Source organism: Pseudomonas sp. GW822-FHT06D10, assembly GCF_058799535.1.
In genome coordinates this window covers 920,163-945,148 of sequence record NZ_JBXALN010000002.1, presented here as the reverse complement: position 1 = coordinate 945,148, position 24,986 = coordinate 920,163, and the positions used below count along the sequence as shown (strand labels likewise).

At 64.0% G+C, this 24,986-nt stretch carries 21 protein-coding genes; 9 read left to right on the top strand and 12 right to left on the bottom strand.

From position 1 onward, the window contains the following. Positions 1-240: 240 nt before the first annotated feature. Positions 241-516 (top strand): hypothetical protein, encoded by a 276-nt coding sequence (locus AC1RL5_RS09890; RefSeq protein ID WP_011059888.1) that lies wholly within the window; start codon positions 241-243, stop codon positions 514-516. 61 nt (positions 517-577) lie between these two features. On the opposite strand, the gene AC1RL5_RS09885 is transcribed toward AC1RL5_RS09890, so the two are convergent. Then, positions 578-1,918 (bottom strand): DEAD/DEAH box helicase, encoded by a 1,341-nt coding sequence (locus AC1RL5_RS09885; protein ID WP_011059887.1) that lies wholly within the window; start codon positions 1,916-1,918, stop codon positions 578-580. 193 nt (positions 1,919-2,111) lie between these two features. Between AC1RL5_RS09885 and AC1RL5_RS09880 the strand changes: the two genes are divergently transcribed. Beyond that, positions 2,112-3,410, top strand: a complete 1,299-nt coding sequence (locus tag AC1RL5_RS09880; protein WP_011059886.1) for a mechanosensitive ion channel family protein — start codon at positions 2,112-2,114, stop codon at positions 3,408-3,410. An 89-nt stretch (positions 3,411-3,499) separates the two neighbouring features. Here AC1RL5_RS09880 and AC1RL5_RS09875 read toward each other — a convergent pair whose 3' ends face one another. The 3 genes from AC1RL5_RS09875 to AC1RL5_RS09865 all read right to left on the bottom strand — a co-directional run bounded on the left by AC1RL5_RS09875 (position 3,500) and on the right by AC1RL5_RS09865 (position 5,695). Continuing rightward, positions 3,500-4,363: a carboxylate/amino acid/amine transporter gene (locus tag AC1RL5_RS09875; RefSeq protein WP_041116582.1), complete on the bottom strand. Its 864-nt coding sequence runs from the start codon at positions 4,361-4,363 to the stop codon at positions 3,500-3,502. A gap of 259 nt (positions 4,364-4,622) precedes the next feature. Beyond that, on the bottom strand, positions 4,623-5,222 hold the full coding sequence (locus AC1RL5_RS09870) for an FMN-dependent NADH-azoreductase (protein WP_011059884.1): 600 nt from the start codon (positions 5,220-5,222) through the stop codon (positions 4,623-4,625). Between the two features lie 158 nt (positions 5,223-5,380). Next, the gene (locus AC1RL5_RS09865) at positions 5,381-5,695 is read right to left on the bottom strand and encodes a hypothetical protein (RefSeq protein ID WP_011059883.1); all 315 of its coding nucleotides are present in this window, start codon (positions 5,693-5,695) and stop codon (positions 5,381-5,383) included. Positions 5,696-5,744: 49 nt separating this feature from the next. Between AC1RL5_RS09865 and AC1RL5_RS09860 the strand changes: the two genes are divergently transcribed. From AC1RL5_RS09860 to aqpZ, 5 genes are all read left to right on the top strand, one after another. Continuing rightward, on the top strand, positions 5,745-6,668 hold the full coding sequence (locus AC1RL5_RS09860; RefSeq protein WP_011059882.1) for a PA3225 family LysR-type transcriptional regulator: 924 nt from the start codon (positions 5,745-5,747) through the stop codon (positions 6,666-6,668). Between the two features lie 30 nt (positions 6,669-6,698). Beyond that, positions 6,699-7,502, top strand: coding sequence for an alpha/beta fold hydrolase (locus tag AC1RL5_RS09855; protein WP_011059881.1), 804 nt, complete (start codon positions 6,699-6,701; stop codon positions 7,500-7,502). A 3-nt stretch (positions 7,503-7,505) separates the two neighbouring features. Then, positions 7,506-8,069, top strand: coding sequence for a peptidylprolyl isomerase A (locus tag AC1RL5_RS09850; RefSeq protein ID WP_011059880.1), 564 nt, complete (start codon positions 7,506-7,508; stop codon positions 8,067-8,069). Between the two features lie 90 nt (positions 8,070-8,159). Then, positions 8,160-9,992, top strand: coding sequence for an ABC transporter ATP-binding protein (locus AC1RL5_RS09845; RefSeq protein WP_410036324.1), 1,833 nt, complete (start codon positions 8,160-8,162; stop codon positions 9,990-9,992). 204 nt (positions 9,993-10,196) lie between these two features. After that, the gene (gene aqpZ, locus AC1RL5_RS09840; RefSeq protein WP_011059878.1) at positions 10,197-10,895 is read left to right on the top strand and encodes an aquaporin Z; all 699 of its coding nucleotides are present in this window, start codon (positions 10,197-10,199) and stop codon (positions 10,893-10,895) included. A gap of 16 nt (positions 10,896-10,911) precedes the next feature. Here the strand turns inward: aqpZ and AC1RL5_RS09835 are convergent, their stop codons facing one another. Both AC1RL5_RS09835 and AC1RL5_RS09830 read right to left on the bottom strand, forming a co-directional pair. Further along, the gene (locus AC1RL5_RS09835; protein ID WP_011059877.1) at positions 10,912-12,036 is read right to left on the bottom strand and encodes a GNAT family N-acetyltransferase; all 1,125 of its coding nucleotides are present in this window, start codon (positions 12,034-12,036) and stop codon (positions 10,912-10,914) included. Between the two features lie 75 nt (positions 12,037-12,111). Next, positions 12,112-13,017, bottom strand: coding sequence for a LysR family transcriptional regulator (locus AC1RL5_RS09830; protein WP_093404102.1), 906 nt, complete (start codon positions 13,015-13,017; stop codon positions 12,112-12,114). An 84-nt stretch (positions 13,018-13,101) separates the two neighbouring features. On the opposite strand from AC1RL5_RS09830, the gene AC1RL5_RS09825 reads away from it, so the two are divergent. Then, complete coding sequence (locus AC1RL5_RS09825) at positions 13,102-14,469, top strand: MFS transporter (RefSeq protein ID WP_123577542.1); 1,368 nt, start codon at positions 13,102-13,104, stop codon at positions 14,467-14,469. Beyond that, entirely contained in the window at positions 14,450-14,851 is a 402-nt protein-coding gene (locus AC1RL5_RS09820; protein ID WP_026019998.1) for a nuclear transport factor 2 family protein, read from the top strand. Before AC1RL5_RS09825 ends, AC1RL5_RS09820 begins: the two co-directional genes overlap by 20 nt. A 104-nt stretch (positions 14,852-14,955) precedes the next feature. On the opposite strand, the gene AC1RL5_RS09815 is transcribed toward AC1RL5_RS09820, so the two are convergent. The 6 genes from AC1RL5_RS09815 to aceK form a co-directional block, all read right to left on the bottom strand. Beyond that, positions 14,956-16,290: an OprO/OprP family phosphate-selective porin gene (locus AC1RL5_RS09815; protein ID WP_011059873.1), complete on the bottom strand. Its 1,335-nt coding sequence runs from the start codon at positions 16,288-16,290 to the stop codon at positions 14,956-14,958. 425 nt (positions 16,291-16,715) lie between these two features. Further along, complete coding sequence (locus tag AC1RL5_RS09810; protein ID WP_011059872.1) at positions 16,716-16,949, bottom strand: anti-sigma factor family protein; 234 nt, start codon at positions 16,947-16,949, stop codon at positions 16,716-16,718. Continuing rightward, entirely contained in the window at positions 16,943-17,557 is a 615-nt protein-coding gene (locus AC1RL5_RS09805; protein WP_011059871.1) for an RNA polymerase sigma factor, read from the bottom strand. Before AC1RL5_RS09805 ends, AC1RL5_RS09810 begins: the two co-directional genes overlap by 7 nt. Before the next feature lie 77 nt (positions 17,558-17,634). Next, positions 17,635-18,756 carry a beta-ketoacyl-ACP synthase III gene (locus tag AC1RL5_RS09800; protein ID WP_019093329.1) on the bottom strand — a complete coding sequence of 374 codons (1,122 nt, stop codon included), beginning with the start codon at positions 18,754-18,756 and terminating at the stop codon, positions 17,635-17,637. 274 nt (positions 18,757-19,030) lie between these two features. Then, positions 19,031-22,942: an ATP-dependent RNA helicase HrpA gene (gene hrpA, locus AC1RL5_RS09795; protein WP_019093328.1), complete on the bottom strand. Its 3,912-nt coding sequence runs from the start codon at positions 22,940-22,942 to the stop codon at positions 19,031-19,033. 135 nt (positions 22,943-23,077) lie between these two features. Continuing rightward, positions 23,078-24,799: a bifunctional isocitrate dehydrogenase kinase/phosphatase gene (aceK, locus tag AC1RL5_RS09790; protein ID WP_011059868.1), complete on the bottom strand. Its 1,722-nt coding sequence runs from the start codon at positions 24,797-24,799 to the stop codon at positions 23,078-23,080. Positions 24,800-24,986 lie beyond the last annotated feature (187 nt).

Below are 24,986 nucleotides of genomic sequence, written 5' to 3'. Positions count from 1 at the left end.
AATTAAGCGCGAGCATCGTCGATGGATGGCTGGTTTTGCGGGGCACGCGCCCTGCTACAAGGCCGGATGCTAGAGCTATCGGCGGCGCCGGCAAATCAGATCCATCTGAATTGCCGAGTAAGAATTCCTGATCAGGCACGGCAATCAAAGCCGCGGCCACCGGCTCAATCCAACTGAACTTTCCCTGCCTCCGCTGCCTCAACCGGATGACTGCCCGTTCCGAATCACGAGGCCTACGCCATGAAGAACCTGAGCATTCTTACCCTCGCCAGCAGCCTGCTGTTCGCCCTGCCCACCTGGGCCTGCACCCCGGACGAAGCCACCGCCAAGCGCGAACAGCTGGCCCAGGAAGTCAGCAAGATCACCGAGCAGAACCCGGCCAAGGCCAAGGAGATCAACGCCGAACTGCAGAAGATGGACCTGAGCACCTCCAGCAAGGACCTGCCGGACAATTGCCAGTTGATCGACCAGCGGCTCAAGGAACTGGCTACTGCCGAGAAAAAGGCCGAGAGCTGACACCCGCAAAGCAAAAAGCCCGGACCAGGTCCGGGCTTTTCATCTGCATCAGGCGCCAGGCTTATTCAGCGGCGGGGGCCTGTGGCTTGCGGCGCTTGAGCGGCGCCAGGCCATCCTGGCTGACCAGGCTGTCGCTCTTGGGCCGGTTGGCGGTCTTGCGCTTGGTCGGGGCCTTGGCCACGGCCTTTTTCTTGTCGCCCTTGGCGTCGGTCTTTTTCTTCTTCACGCCCACCGCCTTGCCGGAGGCCTTGACCTTCTTCGGCCCGCTGTAGGTGCCTTTGACTTCCTTGATGGTGCGGCGCTCGAAGCTCTGCTTGAGGTAGCGCTCGATGCTCGACATCAGGTTCCAGTCGCCGTGGCAGATCAGCGAGATGGCCAGGCCATCGTTGCCGGCACGGCCGGTGCGGCCGATGCGGTGCACGTATTCGTCGCCGCTGCGCGGCATGTCGAAGTTGATCACCAGGTCCAGGCCGTCAACGTCCAGGCCGCGGGCAGCGACGTCAGTGGCCACGAGGATCTTCACCCCGCCCTGCTTCAGGCGGTCGATGGCCAGCTTGCGGTCCTTCTGGTCCTTTTCACCGTGCAGGACGAAAGCCTTGTAGTCCTGGGCCACCAGGCGGCCGTAGATGCGGTCGGCCATGGCTCGGGTGTTGGTGAAGACGATGGCCTTCTGGTAGGTCTCGTTGGCCAGCAGCCAGTTGACGATCTGTTCTTTGTGCTGGTTGTGGTCGGCGGTGATGATCTGCTGACGGGTGGTTTCGTTCAGCTGGCTGACGCTGTTGAGTTGCAGGTGCTCAGGGTTGTTGAGGACCTTGGCGACCATTTCCCGCAGGCCGGAGCCGCCGGTCGTGGCGGAGAACAGCATGGTCTGCTGGCGGTTCGGGCATTCGTCCACCAGGCGCTGCACGTCTTCGGCAAAGCCCATGTCGAGCATGCGGTCGGCTTCGTCGAGCACCAGCACTTCGACTTCCTTCAAATCCAGGTTGCCGGCGTTGAGTTGCTCCAGCATGCGCCCCGGAGTGCCGATGAGGATGTCCGGCACCTTGCGCAGCATGGCAGCCTGGACCTTGAAGTCTTCACCACCGGTGATCAGGCCCGACTTGATGAAGGTGAACTGGGAGAAACGCTCGACTTCCTTGAGGGTCTGCTGGGCCAGTTCCCGAGTCGGCAGCAGGATCAGGGTCTTGATGCTGACGCGGATCTTCGCCGGGCCGATCAGGCGATTGAGGATCGGCAGGACAAAAGCCGCGGTCTTGCCGCTACCGGTTTGTGCCGTCACCCGCAGGTCACGCCCTTGCAGCGCGAGCGGAATAGCCGCTGCTTGCACCGGCGTCGGCTCGACAAATTTAAGCTCGGCCACGGCTTTGAGCAGGCGTTCGTGCAGGGCGAATTGGGAAAACACGGGTGCTACCTCGAAGATATGCAAAAAAACAGCTGCATAGGGTACCGGTTTCGAGCGCGAAGGCCGAGTTTCTTTGTGCAAACGGTGGCAAAGAGTTGGTTTTTTGTTAACCGATTTGTCCTTAACCGTAACTTTCCCAGGGTTAAATGCTCTAATCCCCCTCCTGTGCCTTATAGAAGAATCGTTTTAGCCCATGGATTTCAAACAGCTCTGGCTCAATACCCAGGATCTCTGGGGAGCACTCGACCAACACCCTCTCCTGCACGCCGGCATCGGCCTGGCCCTGTTACTGGTGGTCGCCCTGCTGGTCGGACGAGTGGCACGCTACCTGGTGCTGCACGCGGTCAAGCTGCTGGGCCGCCAGCCGGCCCTGCACTGGCTCAACGACCTGCGCCACAACAAGGTATTCCACCGCCTGGCACAGATGACTCCATCCCTGGTGATCCAGTTCGGCCTGCACCTGGTACCGGAACTGAGCAAGACCAGCCTGCTGTTCCTCGGCAACCTGGCCATGGCCTTCACCATCCTGTTCCAGCTCCTGGCCCTGAGCGCCCTGCTCAATGCCCTGCTGGACATCTACGCGCGCACCGAACACGCCCGCACCCGCTCGATCAAGGGCTATGTGCAGTTGGCGAAAATGGTGTTGTACGTGTTTGGCGCGATCATCATCGTCGCCACCCTGATCGACCGCTCGCCGCTGTTGCTGCTGTCGGGCCTGGGCGCCATGTCGGCGGTGATCCTGTTGGTCTACAAGGACACCCTGCTGTCCTTCGTGGCCAGCGTACAGTTGACCAGCAACGACATGCTGCGGGTCGGCGACTGGATCGAAATGCCCCAGGTCGGCGCTGATGGCGACGTGGTGGACATCACCCTGCACACGGTCAAGGTGCAGAACTTCGACAAGACCATTGTCTCGATCCCCACCTGGCGGTTGATGAGCGAATCGTTCAAGAACTGGCGCGGCATGCAGCAGTCCGGCGGCCGGCGGATCAAGCGCAGCCTGTACATCGACGCCAGCGGCGTGCGCTTCCTGCATGACGACGAAGAAGTGCGCCTGAGCAAGGTGCGCCTGCTCACCGACTACATCGGGCGCAAGCAGTCCGAGCTCAAAAGCTGGAACGAAGCCCAGGGCAACGTCGCCGCGCTGTCGGCCAACCGCCGGCGCATGACCAATATCGGCACCTTTCGCGCCTATGCCCTGGCGTACCTGAAGAGCCACCCGGAAATCCAGCCGAACATGACCTGCATGGTGCGCCAGATGCAGACCACGGCCCAGGGCATTCCCCTGGAGATCTACTGCTTCACCCGCACCACCGCGTGGGTGGATTACGAGCGCATCCAGGGGGATATCTTCGATTACCTGCTGGCGGTGATGCCGGAATTCGGCCTGAACCTGTACCAGCAGCCCAGCGGCACCGACCTGCGGGCCGGCCTGCTGCCCGCGGTGCTGGGTGCCAGCCATGTGCCGACGGTAGAGAAGCAGGCTCTGTAACCCGGTAGGAGCTGGCTTGCCAGCGAAGGCGTTGGCCGGCCAGACGCAACGCTTGCGGGCCCTTTCGCCGGCAAGCCGGCTCCTACAGGTTAGGGCCTCAGGCGCGGCGCCGCGCCGCGGCGGCTGATCCACACCGCCCCCAGAATCACCAACCCGCCCAGCAACAGCCGTCCCAGGTCTTCGTGCTGGTTCCAGATCAGCAGGTTGATCAACAGCCCCACCGGCACATGCAGGTTGTTCATCACCGCCAGGGTGGCGCCGGTCACCAGGCACGCGCCCTTGTTCCACCAGTACATGCCCAGGGCCGTGGACACCAGGCCGAGGAACAGCAGCACCGCCCATTGCAGCGGCGCGTCGGGCAGGTAGTGGGCCTTGCCGAACAGCAGGAACGCCGGCAACACCACCAGCAGCGCCCCCAGGTAGAAGTAGCCGAAGCGCCGGTAGTGCGGCTCGTCGCTGGGGTAGCGCGCTACCAGATGCTTGTACAGCACTTGCCCGGCGGCATAGGTGAAGTTGGCCAGTTGCAGCAGCAAGAAGCCCATGAAGAAGTCCGGGTTGACGCTGTCGTAGCGGATCACCACCGCGCCTGCCACCGCCACCAGCGCCGCCAGCAGGCCCCAGGGGTTGAAGCGCCGGTTCAGGGCGTCTTCGATCAGGGTCACATGCAACGGCGTGAGGATGGTGAACAGCAGTACTTCCGGCACCGTCAGCACGCGAAAGCTCAGGTACAGGCACACGTAGGTGATGCCGAACTGCAGCGCACCGATCAGCAGCATGCCGCGCATGAAGGCCGGGGCCACCCGGCGCCAGCGGGTCAGTGGAATGAACACCAGCCCCGCCAGCAGCACCCGCACCAGCACCGCGAAGTAACTGTCGACATGCCCGGCCAGGTATTCGCCGATCAGGCTGAAGGAAAACGCCTGGATCAGCGTGACAAAAAGTAGATAGCCCATGTTCGCCTCGTCTTGAATGGCGGCGACGATAGCGGTTTTGCCCCCTCAGATGAAATCCCGGACAAAAAAAAGCCCGATCTCGCTAGGCGTGCAATCGGGCGTCGGTACTGAAGGAGCAACCAGTACAAAGGGAGGTTCGATGCGCGAACCGGCTTGAAGGGGGATGCGCAGGCGCTACTTGAACACCGGTGGATTATCTGCGGATTAACGGCGCCGCCCTGCCCTTCGCTGAGCGGCGCCTGGGCTCAAGAATCGCGGCTCAGGCCACCTGGGCCAGCTTGGCATTGGCCTGGTTCAGGCCCTTCTCGTGGAAATCGCCCCCCAGGTTCAGGCCTTCGGCGTGGATGAACTCCACATCGTGGATGCCGATAAAGCCCATCACCTGGCGCAGGTAGGGTTCCTGGTGGTCCGCGGTGCTGCCGGCGTAGATACCGCCGCGGGCAGTAAGCACGTAGGCACGCTTGCCGGTGAGCAGGCCCTGGGGCCCGGTGTCGGTGTACTTGAAGGTCACCCCGGCGCGCAGTACGTGGTCGAGCCAGGCCTTGAGGGTGCTGGGAATGGCGAAGTTGTACATCGGCGCGGCCATGACCAGGACGTCGGCGGCCAGCAATTCCTCGGTCAATTCATTGGAGCGTTGCAGGGAGTCCTGCTCGGCCGCGCTGCGCTGCTCGGCGGGTTTCATCCAGCCCCCCAGCAGGTTGGCATCCAGGTGCGGCACCGGGTTGCGGGCCAGGTCGCGTACCGTGATCGAATCACCCGGGTGGGCGGCTTGCCATTGCTGGATAAAGGTCTGGGTCAACTGGCGGGATACGGAATCCTGCTGGCGGGCACTGCTTTCAATGATCAGGACGCGGGACATGGCACAAATCTCCATCGGGGTATGCGTAAGTCGATGGAGCGCAGATTAAACAGAGTGATATCGATGAAAAAGCGCAAATAACTGCTATAACCAATCAACAAATTCGTTTATAAGCGGAGCCAGCCCTGCAGCAACCGGCCGGGCCGGGCCCACTTCGATCATTTGGCCTGGCAGGTCAGGTCCAGGCGCAGCTTGATGATCTTGCGATTGAACTTGGCGGTAACGTTCTTGCTCTGCCCTGCGGCGACTTCCACCTTGCGGGTGCGCGGCGCTTCGGGGCCATTGCGAAACACCACCGAGCACAGCGCATCGCTCTTGCCGTAGTTGTTCAACTGGATGGAGCCGATGTCTTCATCGGTGTCATAGGCCGTGTAATCGATGCTCTGGCCGTTGAGCTGCTTCTCGACTTCGATGGGATAGGCCCAGGCGCTCAAGGGCAACAGAGCCAGCAACACACAACAGAATTTTCTCATTCGGCAGTCTCCAGTAAGGAGCGCCAGCTTAGGACAAGAGGAGCCCCTCATGAAAGCGCCCCGCGTGACCCTGGATCAATGGCGCACCCTGCAGGCGGTGGTCGACCACGGCGGTTTCGCCCAGGCCGCCGAAGCGCTGCACCGGTCCCAGTCCTCGGTCAGCTACACCGTGGCCCGCATGCAGGACCAGCTCGGCGTGCCGCTGCTGCGCATCGACGGCCGCAAGGCAGTGCTCACCGAAGCCGGCGGCGTATTGCTGCGCCGCTCCCGGCAACTGGTCAAGCAGGCCAGCCAGCTGGAAGACCTGGCCCACCATATGGAACAGGGCTGGGAAGCCGAAGTGCGGCTGGTGGTGGACGCCGCCTACCCCAACGCGCGCCTGGTACGCGCCCTGACCGCCTTCATGCCGCAAAGCCGTGGCTGCCGCGTGCGCCTGCGCGAGGAAGTGCTGTCCGGGGTCGAGGAAGTGCTGCTCGAAGGGGTCGCCGACCTGGCCATCAGCGGCTTCAACATTCCCGGCTACCTGGGTACCGAGATGAGCTCGGTGGAGTTCGTCGCCGTGGCCCACCCGGAACACGCCCTGCACCGCCTGCAGCGGGAACTGCACTTCCAGGACCTGGAAAGCCAGCTGCAAGTGGTGATCCGCGACTCCGGCCGCCAGCAACCGCGCGATGTCGGCTGGCTCGGCGCCGAACAGCGCTGGACCGTGGGCAGCCTGGCCACCGCCGCGACCTTCGTCGGCAGCGGCCTGGGCTTTGCCTGGCTGCCCCGGCACCTGATCGAGCGCGAGCTGCGCGAAGGCCTGCTCAAGGTCCTGCCTCTGGACCAGGGCGGCAGCCGCCACCCGACCTTCTACCTTTACTCCAACAAGGACAAACCCCTGGGCCCGGCGACGCAGATCCTCGTGGAGCTGCTGCGCACCTTCGACACCGCGCCCCTGGATGCGCCCTTTGCCGCCCCCGAGCAAGCCTGACGCCCCACCCACCAGAACAGGAGTTCTGCCATGGCCTATTTCGAGCATGAAGGTTGCACCCTGCACTACGAGGAATACGGCCGGGGCGAACCCCTGCTGCTGGTCCATGGCCTGGGCTCCAGCGCCCTGGACTGGGAAAAACAGATCCCCGCGCTCTCGGCCCGCTATCGGCTGATCGTCCCGGACATCCGCGGCCACGGGCGCTCCGACAAGCCCCGGGAGCGCTACAGCATCAAAGGCTTCACCGCCGACATCGTGGCGCTGATCGAGCACCTGAACCTGGGCCCGGCCCACTACGTCGGGCTGTCCATGGGCGGCATGATCGGCTTCCAGCTGGGGGTGGACCAGCCGCAGTTGCTCAAGAGCCTGTGCATCGTCAACAGCGGCCCCGAGGTCAAGCTGCGCAGCGCCAACGACTACTGGCAGTGGTTCAAGCGCTGGAGCCTGGCCCGGGTGCTGAGCCCGAGCGCCATCGGCAAGGCCCTGGGCCCGCGGCTGTTTCCCAAGCCGGAGCAGGGCGAGCTGCGGCAGAAGATGGCCGAGCGCTGGGCAAAAAACGACAAACGTGCTTATCTCGCCAGCTTCGACGCCATCGTCGGTTGGGGGGTTCAGGAACGTCTGTCACGAATCACCTGTCCAACCCTGGTCGTCAGCGCCGACCGCGACTACACCCCGGTGGCGCTCAAGGAGGCTTATGTCAAACTGCTGCCGGACGCGCGGCTGGTGGTGATCGAGGACTCCCGACACGCCACGCCGCTGGACCAGCCGCAGCGCTTCAACCAAACCCTGCTGGACTTCATGACCACAGTCGACACCACCACCCAGGATCACTGACCCATGCTGAAAAAAATCGCCCTCGTCGCCGGCTCCGTACTCTTCGCGGCCAACCTGATGGCCGCGCAACCGGCCAAGGCGCCCCACGTCCTGCTGGACACCAGCTTCGGCAAGATCGAAGTGGAACTGGACCCGGTCAAGGCACCGATCTCCAGCAAGAACTTCCTCGACTACGTCGACAGCGGCTTCTACACCAACACCATCTTCCACCGGGTGATCCCGGGGTTCATGGTCCAGGGCGGTGGCTTCACCGCGCAGATGGTGCAGAAAGACACCCGCGACCCGATCAAGAACGAAGCCTCCAACGGCCTGCATAACGTGCGTGGCACCCTGTCCATGGCCCGCACCTCCAACCCCAACTCGGCCACCAGCCAGTTCTTCATCAACGTCGCCGACAACGCCTTCCTCGACCCGGGCCGCGATGCCGGCTACGCCGTATTCGCCAAGGTGGTGAGCGGCATGGACGTGGTGGACCAGATCGTCAACTCCCAGACCACCACCAAGCAGGGCATGCAGAACGTGCCGATCGACCCGGTACTGATCAAGTCGGCCAAGCGTATCGACTGATACTTCGCAGCCTGTCCCGACGGCGGCGCCCTACCCGGCGCCCCGTCCGTTTTCTGCACAGGAGAGCCCGTACCCCGGGCTTCAGACCCCATGCTCTTTCGTCGTTTTGAACAACTGATCGACATCTTCCGCGACGCTCCCAGCGCCACCCCGCCCAACCGGGTCCTGCCCTTCTACTTCCACTACATCAAGCAAGTCTGGCCGAGCTTCGTCGCCCTGCTGGTGGTGGGCCTGTTCGTGGCCCTGATCGAGGTGTCGCTGTTCAGCTACCTGAGCACCATCATCGACCTGGCCCAGGGCACCCCCAGCGTCCAGGTGTTCACCGACCACGGCCTGGAACTGGCCTGGATGGCGTTGGTGGCGCTGCTGTTCCGGCCCCTGATGGTGGGCCTGCACGACCTCCTGATGCACCAGACCATCAACCCTGGCATGACCAGCCTGATCCGCTGGCAGAACCACAGCTACGTGCTGCGCCAGAGCCTGAACTTCTTCCAGAACGACTTCGCCGGGCGCATCGCCCAGCGCATCATGCAGACCGGCTATTCGCTGCAGGACTCCTCGGTGCAGGTGATCGATGCCCTGTGGCACGTGACCATCTACGCCATCGGTTCCCTGGTGCTGTTCGCCGACGCCGACTGGCGCCTGATGATCCCGCTGCTGCTGTGGATCGCCGGATTCATCGGTGCCATGCGCTACTTCGTGCCACGCATCCAGAAGCGCTCGGTGGACGCCTCCGACGCCCGCTCCAAGCTGATGGGGCGAATCGTCGACGGCTACACCAACATCACCACCCTCAAGCTCTTCGCCCACACCCACTTCGAGCAGAGCTACGCCCGCGAGGCGATCGCCGAGCAGACCGAAAAGAGCCAGCTGGCCGGGCGCGTGGTCACCGCCATGGACGTGACCATCACCAGCCTCAACGGCCTGCTGATCGCCGGCACCACCGGCCTGGCCCTGTGGTTGTGGAGCCAGTCGCTGATCAGCGCCGGGGCCATTGCCCTGGCCACCGGGCTGGTGATCCGCATCGTCAACATGTCCGGCTGGATCATGTGGGTGATCAACGGCATCTTCGAAAACATCGGCATGGTCGAGGACGGCCTGAAGACCATCGCCCAGCCCCTGCAACTCACCGACCGCGAGCAGGCACCGAAGCTGGCGGTGGCCCAGGGCGGCGTGCGTTTCGAACATGTGGAGTTCCACTACGGCAAGGCCAACCGGGTCATCAGCGACCTCAACCTGGAGATCCGCCCGGGGGAGAAGATCGGCCTGATCGGCCCGTCCGGGGCCGGCAAATCAACCCTGGTCAACCTGCTGCTGCGCCTCTACGACCTGCAGGGCGGCAAGATCCTCATCGACGGCCAGGACATCGCCGGGGTAACCCAGGAAAGCCTGCGCGAACGCATCGGCATGATCACCCAGGACACCTCGCTGCTGCACCGCTCGATCCGCGACAACCTGCTCTACGGCCGCCCCGACGCCACCGACGAGGAACTCTGGGAAGCAGTGCGCAAGGCTCGTGCCGACGAGTTCATCCCGTTGTTGTCCGACGCCCAGGGCCGCACCGGCTTCGACGCCCATGTCGGCGAGCGCGGGGTCAAGTTGTCCGGCGGCCAGCGCCAGCGCATCGCCATTGCCCGGGTGCTGCTCAAGGATGCGCCGATCCTGATCATGGACGAAGCCACCTCGGCCCTGGACTCGGAAGTGGAAGCGGCGATCCAGGAAAGCCTGGAGACCCTGATGCAAGGCAAGACCGTGATCGCCATCGCCCACCGCCTCTCCACCATCGCCCGCATGGACCGCCTGGTGGTCCTGGAACAGGGGCGCATCGCCGAGACCGGTACCCACGCCGAACTGCTGGCCCACGGCGGCCTGTATGCGCGCCTGTGGCAGCACCAGACCGGAGGCTTCGTCGGCATCGACTGAGCCTCTGTAGCCGCTACAGAAAGTTACCGCACAATGCGCCAGAGCCCCCGGTTTCAGGGGGCCCTGGCGTTTTTCATGGGCGAGTGGAATTGCGCCGAAAGCCTGCTGTACTCAGCCTAGGTTCCGGAGCGGAACCTGTAGTTAACCTGCGGGATGCATAACAGTTGTATCGCGTTGATAGGTTGACCTATCAAGGACTCTCTCATGTCTTTGTTCAAACGTTCTGTCACCGAATTGCTCGGTACGTTCTGGCTGGTCCTGGGCGGTTGCGGCAGCGCCGTGCTGGCGGCGGCCTTTCCCAACGTCGGTATCGGCCTGCTCGGGGTCGCCCTGGCCTTCGGCCTGACGGTGCTGACCATGGCCTTCGCCATCGGCCATATCTCCGGTTGCCACTTGAACCCCGCGGTGTCCGTGGGGCTGGTGGTGGGTGGACGCTTTCCGGCCAGGGAACTGCCGGCCTATATCGTCGCGCAGGTGATCGGCGGGGTGATCGCCGCGGCGCTGCTGTACTTCATCGCCAGCGGCAAGCCGGGGTTCGAACTGGCCTCGGGGCTGGCGTCCAACGGCTATGGCGCACACTCCCCCGGCGGCTATTCCATGGCCGCGGGTTTTGTCTGTGAGCTGGTGATGACCTTGATGTTCGTGGTGATCATCCTCGGTGCCACCGACAAACGCGCCCCGGCGGGGCTGGCACCCATCGCCATCGGCCTGGCCCTGACCCTGATCCACCTGATCTCGATCCCGGTCACCAACACCTCGGTCAACCCGGCCCGTAGCACCGGACCGGCGCTGATCGTCGGCGGCTGGGCGTTGCAGCAGCTGTGGATGTTCTGGCTGGCGCCGATCCTGGGCGCAGTGATCGGCGGTGTGGTCTATCGCTGGCTGGGCAAGGAAGACGGCTGAGCAACGCCGGCGAGGGTCACGCCTGCCGATAGGGCAAGGCGTCCCTCGCCTCTTGCGCATAGGCGCGGATTCCGGCCTGTTCCTGTTGCAGGAAATCCTTCACCGCAGCCTTCAGCCCGGGATGGCGCAGGTAGTGCCAGGAGCGGGTGAGCACCGGTTCGAAGCCGCGAATCAGCTTGTGCTCGCCCTGGGCGCCGGCGTCGAAGCGCTGCAGCCCCTGGGCGATGGCGTACTCCATGCCCTGGTAGAAACAGGTCTCGAAATGCAGGCGGTCGAACTCCGCCAGGCAACCCCAGTAGCGCCCATAGAAACTGTCGCCGCCCACCAGGCTGAAGGCCATGGCCACCGGGCGCCCGCCCTGCTTGGCCAGGACCACGCGGATCGCTTCGGGCATGCGCTCGGCCAGCAGGCTGAAAAATGCTCGGGTCAGGTAGGGTGACTGGCGCCGCACCGCGTAGGTGTTGGCGTAGCAGGCATAGACGAAATCCCACTGCGCCTGGTCCAGTTCATGGCCTTCGAGCCACTGGAAATCAATGCCCTGCCCCGCCACCTGCTCGCGCTCCTTGCGCATCTGCTTGCGCTTGCGCGAGCTCAGGGCATCGAGGAAATCCTGAAAGTCCCGGTAGCCACGGTTCTGCCAGTGAAACTGGCAGCCCAGGCGCTGCAGCCAGCCCGGTTGCTGCTCCAGGGCCGCGTCGCTGAAATCGTCGGTGAAGTTGATATGGGCACTGGAAAGCCCTTCGATCTCCAGGTAGCCGGGCAGGCTTTTCAGCAGTTCGAGCGCATCTGCCTGGGTCGCTGCCAGCACTCGGGCGCCGCTCACCGGGCTGAACGGCACCGCCGTCAGCAGCTTGGGGTAGTAGTCGATTCCGGCCCGGTCGCAGGCATCCGCCCAGCCATGATCGAACACGTATTCGCCGTAGGAATGCCATTTGCGATAGCTGGGCAGCGCCGCCAGCAGCCGACCGTCTTCGACATGCAGCAGGTGCTCGGCCTGCCAGCCAGAGCGCGGGCCAAGGCTGCCGCTGTCTTCCAGGGCACTGAGAAAGGCGTGGCGCACAAAGGGCTGCCCGTCCTTGAGCAGGCCATCCCATTGCGCAGGATCGACGGCGGACAGGCTGTTCAAGGATTGCAGCGGCATCGGGGTCCCCGGAATTCAGATCGAACAACCCGGGGAGTATCCTCCATCCCCGGGTTCACCGAAACCGCCGCAGCGCTAGCGCCCCAGGTGCTCCGCCAGAAAGTCGATGAACACCCGGGACTTGCGCGGCAGGTGCGCACTGTTGGGAAACAGCACATGCACCGGCTGCGTGGCCAGCCGGTACTCGGGCAATACCCGCACCAGCCGCCCGTTGCCCAGGTCATCGAGGACCATCCACTCCGGCAGCACCGCCAGCCCCAGGCCGGCCAGGGCCATGGCGCGAATCGCCGTCGCCGAGTTGGACTCGTGCCCGGGGCTGACCCTGACCTCCACCTCGCCACGGCGCAGATGGCTGAAGGTCCAGCCCGGCGGCCCGCCCAGGTTACTGTTGCCAATCCAGGGCCAGGCATCGAGCTCTTCAGGCTGCGTCACCTGCCGGTCCTTGAGCAGCGCCGGGCTGGCCACCAGGGCAATGGCGTAGTCCGCCAGCTGGCGCCCCTTGAACCCCGAGTCCGCCAGGTGCCCGAGGCGGATCACCAGGTCGAGCTTTTCCGCCACCAGATCATTCAACGACGAGTTGAAGTGATAACTCAGGCGCACCTCGGGATAACGCGCGGTGAACAACGGCAGGATCGGCAACACGAACGTCTCGGCATACTCCGCCGTGGAGCTGATGCGCAACTTGCCACTGACCCGGTCGCGCCCGTGCAGCACATTGTCGAAGGCGGTGTCGATATTGGCGACAATCCCCTTGAACTCGTCGTAGAGGGCCTGGCCGGTCTCGGTCAGTGTCACCTGCCGCGTGGTGCGGATCAGCAAGGTGCTCGCCAGCGCTTGCTCCAGGGCCTTTATGTGCAGGCTGGCCATGGCCTTGCTGATGCCCAGGTACTGCGCGGCGCGGGTGTATGAACCGAAGTCCACCACCGCAAGAAAGGTCTGTACCCGGTGCAGCTGGCCGTGAAAATTTTCGCTCACTGTCAAGCTCCATTAAACAATGCGTCAAGTATAGGCACCTCGACACCCTGCCCCCAAGCTCCCTAAGCTGCGCGCCAAAAGGGAGACGGCATGACTTACAGATACAAAGTGGCGGTGGTATTCCTTCTCGGATTCTTCATCGACTGCGTCAACATTTTCATGTCGGCGGTGGCCCTGCCCACTATCGCCGCCCAACTGCAAGTGTCCAGCGCCGCCGTGGCCTGGGTCGCCAATGCCTACATCCTCGGCCTGACCCTGGTGATCGCCATCAGCACCTGGCTCGCGGCGCGTTTCGGCAACCGCCAGGTGCTCTGCGCCTCGATGCTGCTGTTCAGCGTTGCCGGGCTGATGTGCGGGCTGGCCGACAGCTTCATGCCACTGGTGTTCTGGCGGCTGGTCCAGGGCATGGCCGGCGGCCTGCTGATTCCCCTGGGGCAGGCACTGACCTTCAACCTGTTCCAGGGCACGCAACGGGCGCGGATCTCCACCCTGGTGATGGCCGTGGCGCTACTGGCGCCAGCGCTGTCGCCCACGGTGGGTGGGGCCATTGTCGACCACAGTTCCTGGCGCTGGGTGTTCTTCGCCAGCCTGCCGCTGTCGCTGCTGGCGGCGTTGCTGTCCTGGTGCTGGATCAACGCCGAGCGCTCGGCGCCACCGCCGCGCCCGGACCTGCGCGGCCTGCTGCTGGTGACTGCGAGCCTGGGCTGCCTGTTGTTCGGCATGTCGCTGTACGGCAGCGGCTACCCGGCCCATCAGGCCGCACCGGGCCTGGTTGCCGGCCTGCTATTGGCCGAGTGCTACCGGCGTCACTGTCGGGCCTGCGCCCGGCCCATCGTCGAACTGCGGCTGCTGAAAAATCCGCGCCTGGGCCTGTCGGTGGCTATCTATCACGCGATCCCCGGGCTCTTCACCGGGGTCAATCTGCTGAGCCTGTTCTTCCTTCAGGAGAGCTTGCACCTGAGCGCACAGCACAGCGGCATGTTCATGCTGCTGTATGCCGCCGGCGCACTGCTGGCGATGCTCGCCTGCGGACGTTTGTACAATCGCCTGGGCGCCGCACGGCTGTTCGCCATCGCCCTGGTGCTGCACAGCGCCGGCATCGCCAGCCTGTACGGGGTCGACTCGCTGGCCGATCTGCCCCTGATCAGCCTGGCCTACCTGCTGATGGGCCTGGGCGGCGGCGCCGGTGCCAATACCGCGCAGACCACCGCCCTGCTGGACTTCGACGGCGCCGATACGCACAAGGCCAGCGTGATCTGGAACATCAACCGGCAGATGGCCTTCAGCCTCGGCGCGGCCTTGCTGTTGATGCTCTACAACCTGCTGCTGGGTTATCGGGGCGTCACCGGCGCCTACCACCTGAGCCTTTTGCTGGCCGCCGCAGCCGGCCTGCTACCCCTGCTGACCCTGAACCGACTCCCACCACCCGAGGCCTCCCATGCCCAACTCGATCGCTAGACAGGCGCAATACAGCGTGCACTGGATTCACCAACTGATTCACAGCGTCTTCACCAACCAGCGCGGGGATGCCGAGGCCTGCATCGATCCCTTGCTGGGGCTGTTCGCCGAAGACTTCCAGATGGTCACCACCGGCGGCGCCATGGTCGGCCGCGAGCAGGTGGAACAGCTGTTTCGCGAAGGCCTGGGCCAACGCCCCGGTCTGGAAATCAGCATCAGCCAGGTGCGCTGTGTGTGGCAGGAAGGCCAGAGCGCGGCGATCCACTACAAGGAAACCCACCGCCTGGGCCAGGTCGAAAGCGCGCGCCTGTCCCTGGCGATCATTCGCGTGCAGGGCGATGCGGCGCAGTGGCTGTACCTGCACGAAACCGCCTGCCCTTGAGAGGCGCCCGTGCAGCGGGCAAAAAAAACCCCGCCGGGGCGGGGTTAAAAACGAGAGGAGCTATAACGGATGAGAAAGAGCTCTACCTGGGTGTTGCAACAGCCTTAGAACACGTACTGCACACGGGCTACGAGGGCATCGCCGCTGTCATCGCCAACGTTGTTGGTGATCTTGTCGGTGTTGACCTTGATGTAGTTGGCGGAAATCTTGATCGCCTCGTTGGCGTACCAGTTGACCCCGATGGTGTTCATGGTGGCCTTGGCATCGCCGACGTCACGGGTGGCGGTGGCGGCTACGACGTTCTTGTCATCGACCTTGATGTTGTCGTAGCGGTAGAACACTTCCCAGGCACCGTACTGCTTGTTCTCGGGCTTGATGGTGTCGAACTTGGCGCCGTCGAGTTTGTACACCCGGGCCTCGCCGGTCAGGGTATAGGCCAGTTGGCCGTAGAAACCGGTGGCCTTGACGTCCTTGTAGGCGTTGCTGTCGGCCTGCAGCTTGCGGGTCAGGTATTCCGCCTGGGCCGAGAACGGGCCGGTGGCGAAGGCGAATTCACCGCCGAACACCCGGTCATTGTCATAGGCGCCAACGGCCGTCTGGCTCGACGCGTTGAGGCCGGCGCCGCCGCCGAAGGTGGCACGGTTGCCGTTGGTGCCGGCATCGTTGCCGCCGTTGGTGGCGATACCACGCACGCCCAGGCGTGGGCGGATCCGCGAGTCGAAAGCAGTGTCGCTCACATCACGGCTGGCAAAGTCCAGACCGAAGTGCAGGACGTTGCCGGTCTCGTGCATCGGGGCGAACACGGCACGGGCGTTGAACTGCTTGACGCTGTCGCCGTCCTTGTCGTTGATGTCCTTGGCCGCCACGCTGCCGGACAGGTAGGCCATGTCGGCGACCACCGAGCTGGCCTGCAGGCCCATGCCGTTCTCGTGGGAGTTGACCCAGTCGGCCAGCTCGTAGGCGGCGTTACGCTCCATGGCGGTAACCCACTTGGAACTGGTGGCCTTCTCCAGGCCGAAGTCTTCGTCGAAGCGGCCGGCGCGCAGGGTCACCGGCTTGAAGCCGACGTAGGAGATGGACGCCTCGTCGAAGTAACCGTCATCGGCGGTGCCCGAGTTGTGGGAGAAGTCGTAGTTGATCTGGTATTTCCAATCCTTGTAGGCGGTACCGCCCAATTCCAGATAGGCGCGGCGGAAGTACGCGCCGTCGCCGCTGTCACCATTCTTGGTGTAGAACCCGTCGAAACGGCCATAGTCGGCTTGCAGACGACCGCCCAGCTTGAAGCTGAACGCGGAGTCGGTGGTAGCAACCTCAAGGCCGCCCTTGGTTTTGACTACGATATCGGCGCCGTCGGTGGTGACGGTGCCAGCGAAAGCCTGGGCGGTTACTGCCAGGGCCAGGGCGCTGGCGGCAAAACCGGCGAAGTGCTTACGGATCATCGAAGAGTTCCCCTAATTGGTGGTCTGTAGCGTTGGAAAACACGCGGGGTTGGCCCGCTGGTGTTGGGTGGGAATCTTGGCGAGGGGTTATTTCAGCCGGGTTGCTGATAGATAAAGATTTGATTACAGTGGAACTTTTTTACTTCGAAATGAAATAAGGCAAAAAGCCTGTACTAGAGCCTTTGCCCTGGGTTTTGCGGGGGAATAGGGGGACACAAGAACACTGTCACCTTTGATCGGATGACAGTTTCATGTGGTGTCTGTAGCCGTCGAGCCCCGGCGAGGCGGCGAACGGCTCTGTAGGAGACGCCGCGATCCTGAGGGCGCTGGAGGTTCGATAGGAGACCGTCAAGCAAGGCCCTGCGGGCCTTTTCGCAGCCTCGCCGTGGCTCGACAGCGGCTACCGAGCCATGGGGGAGGCAGGATCAGCGGTGGTTCTGGCGCTCGGCGGCCAGACGCTCGGCCAGTTCGTCGAGACCTTCCAGGGGCGGCTCCGGAAGCACCCGCAAGGTGGCCTGGAGCAGGCGCATCTGGCGAATGAAACGCCGGCAATTGGGGCAGAACAACAGATGATGGCGCACCATCAAGCGCTCGCGAAAGCTCAACTGGCCATCGAGATAATCGCTGGATCGTGCCACTTGTTCCTTGCAGGTCAGCATTGGCCGGTTTCCTCAAAATGCTCCACGGTGGCGAAGACCTTCAGACGCGCCCGGTGCAGCAGTACCCGGACATTGGAGAGCGTGAGCCCCAAAAGGTTACAGATCTCTTCCAGCTCCAGGCCCTGGCGTTCGCGCAACAGCAGGACACTGCTCTGCAACTCCGACAGGCTGAGCAAGGTGTGCTCCAGGCAGTCACGCAGTTCGGACTCGGTCAGCAGGGCTTCCGGGGTGTCTTCGTGCCAGGCGAAAGGCGCCACCAGCCAGTGACCATCGCTGGAGGAGAAACGCTCATCACCCACGGTGCCATGGGGCGCCGGCAGATCGTCGAGCAACACTTCCCGGCGGTTCTGCTTGTAGCGGCTCTTGGCCGCGTTGGCGGTGATGGTCAGCAGCCAGGTCTTGAGGCTGGAACGCCCCTGGAAACCCGCCAGGTTGCGCACCACCGACAGCCAGGCGTCCTGTACCACTTCGTCGGCGTGGCGGTTGCCGACAATGGCGTAGGCCACGGCGCGCATGGCGCTCTGGTAGGTGCCGACCAGTTCCTTGTAAGCCTTTTGTTCGCCCGCCAACAGGCGCTCTAGCAGTTGCGTGTCATCAGCAGCGGCCATTCGTGCCTCGTTCAATCATGCAGGTTTGAGGGGGTGTGACGCGCCAATCACGCCCGACGCCACACCCCAACCCTGGATCAACGCTTGCGCAGCAACACGCTACCGATCGAATAACCGGCGCCAAAGGAGCTGAGCACGGCCAGGGAACCGCTGGCCAGGTCGTCCTGGTACTTGTGGAAGGCAATCACCGAACCCGCCGAACTGGTGTTGGCGTAGGTGTCGAGAATCACCGGCGCTTCTTCCACCGAGGCTTCGCGGCCCAGGAGTTTCTTGACGATCAGGTGGTTCATGCTGAGGTTGGCCTGGTGCAGCCAGAAGCGCTTCACGTCGCTGACGTTGAGCTGGTTTTCTTCCAGGTGCGCAGCGATCAGCTCGGCCACCATCGGGCATACATCGCGAAATACCTTGCGGCCTTCCTGGACGAACAGCTTGTCGCGGGCGCCGATACCCTCTTCCGCGGCGCGGTTGAGGAAGCCGAAGTTGTTGCGGATGTTGTTGGAGAACTGGGTCAGCAGCTTGGTGCTGACGATGTCGAACTGGTGCTCGGAGGTGGCCAGGTCGGCTCGCTCGATGACCACCGCGGTGGCGGCGTCGCCGAAGATGAAGTGGCTGTCGCGGTCACGGAAGTTCAGGTGCCCGGTGCAGACTTCCGGGTTGACCATCAGGATCGCCCGGGCCTGGCCCAGTTGCACGCTGTTGCAGGCCGCCTGGATGCCGAAGGTCGCCGAGGAGCAGGCCACGTTCATGTCGAAGCCAAAACCCTGGATCCCCAGTGCGGCCTGGACTTCGATGGCGATGGCCGGGTAGGCGCGCTGCAGGTTGGAGCAGGCGACGATCACCCCGTCGATGTCGGCGGCAGTCTTGCCGGCCCGCTGCAGGGCTTGCTCGGCGGCGGCCACGGCCATCTGGCAGAGTACCGACCATTCGTCGTTGGAGCGTTCCGGCAGGCGTGGAGCCATGCGCTGCGGGTCGAGGATGCCGTCCTTGTCCATGACGAAGCGGCTCTTGATGCCCGAGGCCTTTTCGATGAAGGCAGCGTTGGATTCGGTCAGGGCCTGCACTTCGCCGCGCTCGATGGCGGCAGCGTTGTCGCTGTTGAACTGGTGGACGTAGGTATTGAACGATTCCACCAGCTCTTCGTTGGAGATGCTGTTGGCCGGGGTAAACAGGCCGGTGCCGCTGATGACGACGTTGTGCACGGTCGTTCCTCTAATGTGTTGAGGCAGAAGGTATTGGCACTCACGTGCCAAACCGTAAAGGGACGACTCCCGCCAAGGGAGCCGTTTCTGGCATCGCTTTATTCCGATCCGCCCAGGCTGCCTGCGATGCAGAAAGCCGGGGCCGGCATTTATGACGGCGGAGTTTGCCATAACCTCCGCCATTTCGCCGCAACTGCAAGATCGACGGAGTCAACCCTGTACCGCCCCTGGCGGCGCTTTCGCTGGCACGCCAGCGCCTGCGAAGGGCTTTAGATCAGGCGTCGACCAGGCTCCACTGCTTGCTCAGGCGCTTGTCGGAAATCGGCACCTTGGTCCCCAACTGCTGGGCGAACAGGGACACCCGGTACTCCTCCAGCCACCAGCGGTACAGCTCCAGCTGCGGGTCGCGCTTGCCTTCCTGGGCATGCTTCTGGGCCCGGGTCTGGTACTGGCTCCACAGGCCCGTGAGCTCGCTGCTCCAGACCCGGTCCTTCTGCACCTGGCTGCCGAGTTTCTCGAAGCGCAGTTCCACGGCCTTGAGGTAACGCGGCAGTTCCTTGAGCCACAGGGCCGGGGTTTCCCGGACAAAGCCCGGGTACACCAGGTTCGCCAGCTGGGCCTTGATGTCGTTGAGGGCCACGGCCTGGGCCAGGTCGATCTTGCCCTTGAAGCGCTTTTGCAGGCCGTGCCAGAGCTTGAGGATCTCCAGGGTCAGGCGTGCCAGGCGCTCGGCGTGCTCGGTCCAGGCACCACGCTTGCGCTCGGCCAGGGAGGCCAGGCCCGCGCCATCCCGAGGCAGCACGGCCTCGCCTTCAAGAATGCAACTGTCGAGGCTGGCCAGGAGAATGTCCTCCACCAGCGCATCGACCCGGCCCAGTTCGCGGTACAGCAGGCCCAGCTCGGTAAGGCCCGGCAACTTGCCCCGCAGGAACTTGGCCGGCTCGGCCAGTTGCTGCAACAGCAGGCGCTGCAAGGCCCGGCGATGCTGGAACTCGGCTTCGGCAGCGGTGGAGAAGCGCCCTTCCTTGACCGTACCCGCCTCCTCCACCAGGGCCGGGTACACCGTCATCGACAGCCCGGCGATCTTCTGCTGGGTCTTTTCCGCCACCGCGGCAAATACCTTGGCTTGCACCGGTTGCTGGCTCTTGGCAGTCTGCGGCACCGCCAGGGCAGCCTGGCTGGCTTCGGCGAAACGCGCGGTCAGTTCGGCCAGGTCGCGGCCTTCGCCGAGGAACTTGCCCTGGGCGTCGACGATTTCCAGGTTCATCCGCAGGTGGCTTTCCACCTGTTGTTCGGCTTCGCTCCAGGCCTCGTCGCTGACCCGCGCGCCGGTCATGCGCAGCAGCTCGCGGCCCAGGGCCTGGGGCAAGGAGCCCTCGGCGAAGACCATGCGCTGCAGGGCGGCCTTGACGAAGTCCGGCACCGGCACGAAGTTCTTGCGCAGGGCCTTGGGCAGGTTGCGCACCAGGGCGATGCACTTGGCCTCGATCAGCCCCGGCACCAGCCATTCCAGGCGTTCGGCGGGCAGTGCCGGCAGCAGCGGCGCCGGCACCCGCAGGGTCACGCCGTCCCGGGGATGGTTGGGTTCGAAGTGGTAACTCAGGGCCAGTTCCAGGTCACCGATATGCAGGGTGTCCGGGTACTGCTTGGCGGTGACCTCGCTGGCCTCGCGGGCCAGCACGTCTTCCTCGCGCATGATCAACAACTGCGGGTTCTTCTGGCTGTGCACCCGGTACCAGCTGTCGAAGGTCGCGGTCTGGTGGATCTCCGCTGGCAGGCGCGCGTCGTAGAAGGCGAACAGGGTTTCCTCGTCGGCCAGGATGTCGCGGCGCCGGGCCTTGGCTTCCAGGGCATCGAGCTGTTCCAGCAGTTGGGTGTTGGCGCTCAGGCACTTGGCCTTGGACTGGATTTCGCCACGCACCAGGGCCTCGCGGATGAACAGCTCGCGGGACACCACCGGGTCCACCGGGCCGTAATGCACTGGCCGGCGGCCGACCACGATCAGGCCGAACAGGGTGATCTGCTCATAGGCCACTACCTGGCCGCGCTTCTTCTCCCAATGGGGCTCGAAGTGGTTCTTCTTCACCAGATGGCCGGCCAGGGGCTCGATCCAGTCCGGCTCGATCCTGGCCACCATGCGCGCATAGAGCTTGGTGGTTTCCACCAGCTCGGCGGTCATCAGCCATTGCGGGCGCTTCTTGCCCAGGCCCGAGGACGGGTGGATCCAGAAGCGCCGCTGGCGGGCCCCCAGGTAGTCGCCGTCTTCGGTCTTCTGGCCGATCTGGCTGAGCAGGCCTACCAGCACCGCCTTGTGCAGTTTCGGGTAGTCCGCCGGCTCCTTGTTCAGGCTCAGTTGCAGGTCGCGGCAGATCAGGCTCAATTGCCGGTGCGAATCACGCCACTCGCGCAGGCGCAGGTAGTTCAGGAAATTCTTGCGGCACCAGTTGCGCAGCGGGCTGGCGGTGAGGGCCTGGCGCTGTTCTTCGAAGCCGCGCCACAGGTTGACCAGCCCGGCGAAGTCCGAATCCACGTCCTTCCACTGGGCGTGGGCCTGGTCGGCGGCCTGCTGGCGCTCCGGCGGACGCTCGCGGGGGTCCTGGATCGACATGGCGCTGGCGACGATCAGCACTTCCTGGAGGCTGCCGAGCTTGGCCGCTTCCAGCAGCATGCGGCCCATGCGCGGATCCACCGGCAGGCGCGCCAGTTGCCGGCCCAGTGGTGTCAGCTGGCTGTTGCGGTCGACTGCCGAGAGTTCCTGCAGCAGGTTGAAACCGTCGCTGATGGCCTTGCCATCCGGCGGTTCGATAAACGGGAAGGCGGTGATTTCCCCCAGGCGCAGGTGCAGCATCTGCAGGATCACCGCCGCCAGGTTGGTACGCAGGATCTCCGGGTCGGTGAATTCCGGCCGGCCGAGGAAATCTTCCTCGCTGTACAGGCGTACGCAGATCCCCGGTTCGACCCGGCCGCAACGGCCCTTGCGCTGGTTGGCGCTGGCCTGGGAAATCGCCTCGATGGGCAGGCGCTGGACCTTGGCCCGGTAGCTGTAGCGGCTGATGCGCGCAGTGCCGCTGTCGATCACGTAGCGGATGCCCGGCACGGTCAGCGAGGTTTCGGCGACGTTGGTGGCCAGCACCACGCGGCGGCCCGGGTGGGACTGGAAGATGCGCTGCTGTTCCGCCGGCGACAGGCGCGCGTACAGCGGCAGGATCTCGGTGTGCTTGAGCTGGGCCTTGCGCAGCATCTCCGCGGCGTCGCGGATCTCCCGCTCGCCGGGCAGGAACACCAGCACGTCCCCGGGGCTGCGCCTTTCACTGCGTTCATGGGCGGCGATTTCATCCAGGGTGGCGAGGATCGCCTGGTCCACCGTGAGGTCGTCCTCGACCCGGTTGCCCTCCTCGTCCTGTTCCAGGGTCAACGGGCGATACCAGGTTTCCACCGGGAAGGTACGGCCGGAGACCTCGACGATCGGCGCGTTATCGAAGTGCTTGGAGAAGCGCTCAAGGTCGATGGTCGCCGAGGTGATGATGACCTTCAGGTCCGGGCGCCGCGGCAGCAGGGTCTTGAGGTAGCCGAGGAGGAAGTCGATGTTCAGGCTGCGCTCGTGGGCCTCGTCGACGATGATCGTGTCGTAGCGTTCCAGGTAGCGATCGTTCTGGGTTTCCGCCAGCAGGATGCCGTCGGTCATCAGCTTGATCAGGGTGCTGGAATCGCTCTGGTCCTCGAAGCGCACCTGGTAGCCCACCAGCGAGCCCAGGGGCGTGGCCAGCTCTTCGGCGACCCGGCTGGCCACGCTGCGGGCGGCAATCCGCCGGGGCTGGGTATGGCCGATCAGGCCATGCTGGCCACGACCGATTTCCAGGCAGATCTTCGGCAACTGGGTGGTCTTGCCCGAGCCGGTCTCGCCGGCAATGATCAGCACCTGATGCTTGAGCAGCGCCTCCTTGATCTCGTCGCGCTTGGCGGCAATCGGCAGGCTGTCGTCATAGCGGATCTGCGGCACGCTCTGGCGCCGCGCCGTCACCAGGTTGCAGGAAGCCTGCATGCGCTCCAGCCACTGGGCGAGCTTGGCCTCGTCGGGCTTCTTGCGCAGTTCGAGCAACTGCCGGCGCAACCGGTGACGGTCGCCGAGCATGGCTTGATCGAGGTTTTTCAGCAGTTGGTCGATTGCAGGCGATTCGTCAGTCATCAGGTACGCAAGGGTCGTCTATTTAGGCAGGGCGCGATTGTCGCAGAAAAGTCCATGCAATACGTAGGAGCCGGCTTGTCGGCGAAGGGGCCAGTGAGGGCGCCCTCGCCGGCAAGCCGGCTCCTGCACGTCTACTTATTCGTCTTCCAGGCCTTGGCGCCGGTAAGGGAAGACATCGATCACCTTGCCGGCGCGGATGGCCTCCTGCAGGCCCTTCCAGTAATCGGCGTTGTACAGCTCGCCGTGCAGCTGGTCGAACAGCTTGCGCTGGCCGGCATCGGCGAACAGGAACGGCGGGAACTCCTCGGGAAACACGTCGTGGGGGCCGATGGAGTACCAGGGCTCGGAAGCCATTTCATCTTCCGGGGTACGGGGGGCCGGAATGTGGCGGAAGTTGGCTTCGGTGAGGAAGCAGATTTCGTCGTAGTCATAGAACACCACCCGGCCATGGCGGGTGACGCCGAAGTTCTTCAGCAGCATGTCGCCGGGGAAGATGTTGGCCGCCGCCAGCTGCTTGATCGCCAGGCCGTAGTCCTCCAGGGCCTCGCGCACCTGGGCTTCGTTGGCATGCTCCAGGTAGAGGTTGAGCGGGGTCATGCGCCGCTCGGTCCAGCAGTGGCGGATCAGTACCGTCTGGCCTTCCACCGCCACCGTGGAGGGCGCCACTTCCAGCAGTTCCTCAAGGCACGCCGGGTCGAACTTGCTCAGGGGGAAGCGGAAGTCGGCGAACTCCTGGGTATCGGCCATGCGGCCCACCCGATCCACGCTTTTCACCAGCCGGTATTTCTCGATCACCGTGGCCCGGTCGACGTTCTTCGACGGCGAGAAGCGGTCCTTGATGATCTTGAACACGGTGTTGAAGCCCGGCAGGGTGAACACGCTCATGACCATGCCGCGCACCCCGGGGGCCATGATGAAGCGATCGTCGGTGCTGGCCAGGTGGTTGATCAGGGCACGGTAGAACTCCGACTTGCCGTGCTTGTAGAAACCGATGGAGGTGTACAGCTCGGCGATGTGCTTGCCCGGCAGGATGCGCTTGAGGAAGCCGATGAATTCCGCCGGCACCGGCACGTCCACCATGAAGTAGGAACGGGTGAAGGAAAAGATGATCGAGACGTCCGCCTCGTCGGTGATCAGCGCGTCGATCTGGATCCCCCGACCTTCGCGGTGCAGCAGCGGGATCACCAGCGGCCACTGTTCTTCATGGGTGAAGATGCGCCCCACCAGGTAGGCACCCTTGTTGCGGTAGAGCACCGAGGAAAACAGTTCCAGGGTCAGTTCCGGGTCCTTGCACACCCAGTCCGGCAGGTTCTCCCGCAATTGCGCCTCCAGGCGCCGCAGGTCCCCCGGCAGGTCGGCGTAGTCCTCGCTGAAGCGGTAGTCGGCGAACACCTGTTCGAGCATCGTCGCCAGTTCGCCCTGGGGCTTGTAGCTGCGGGTCTGTGCGGCCCGGGCCCGGCGCAGGCTGGGCCGGGTGGTGTGGATGAACATGCAGCCGTCGCTGATCAGGTCGTGGCTGAACAGGCCGCAGAAGATCGAGTTGTACCAGGTCTCGGACAGCTCATCGTCAAAGCGCAGGTCGATCAGGCTGATGTAGGCGCTTTTCACCAGTGGCCACTGGCTGACATCCATCAGCGACTCGGTGCTGAAGGCCTGATGCAGGCGGGCCACGGTCTCGCCCACCTTCTCTTCATACAGGTTGATCCGCGCTGCCGAGGCCTTTTGCGCTTGCTGCCACTGCGCCTGCTCGAAGCGTTGCCGGGCACCGTCGGTGATCTGGCGAAAGTGCTCGCGGTAATCGTCGAAGCCATCGAGGATCATTCGAGCGATATCGGCGGCGGGCCATGACTGCGACATAAAGAGACCTCTGCGGGAATTTACGATGCCAGAGCTTAGCCAGTGAAACGAGGTGAAGAGAAGCGTATTTTTGTGATGGGACGTACGCCGAAAAATGACCCGGCGGTCGCTCTGTCTCCAGGCCTCTGCAACGCAGGATTGAACGCAACAATCGGGGTGCGGGTTTTCTTCGCCCCGTGCGCCAATA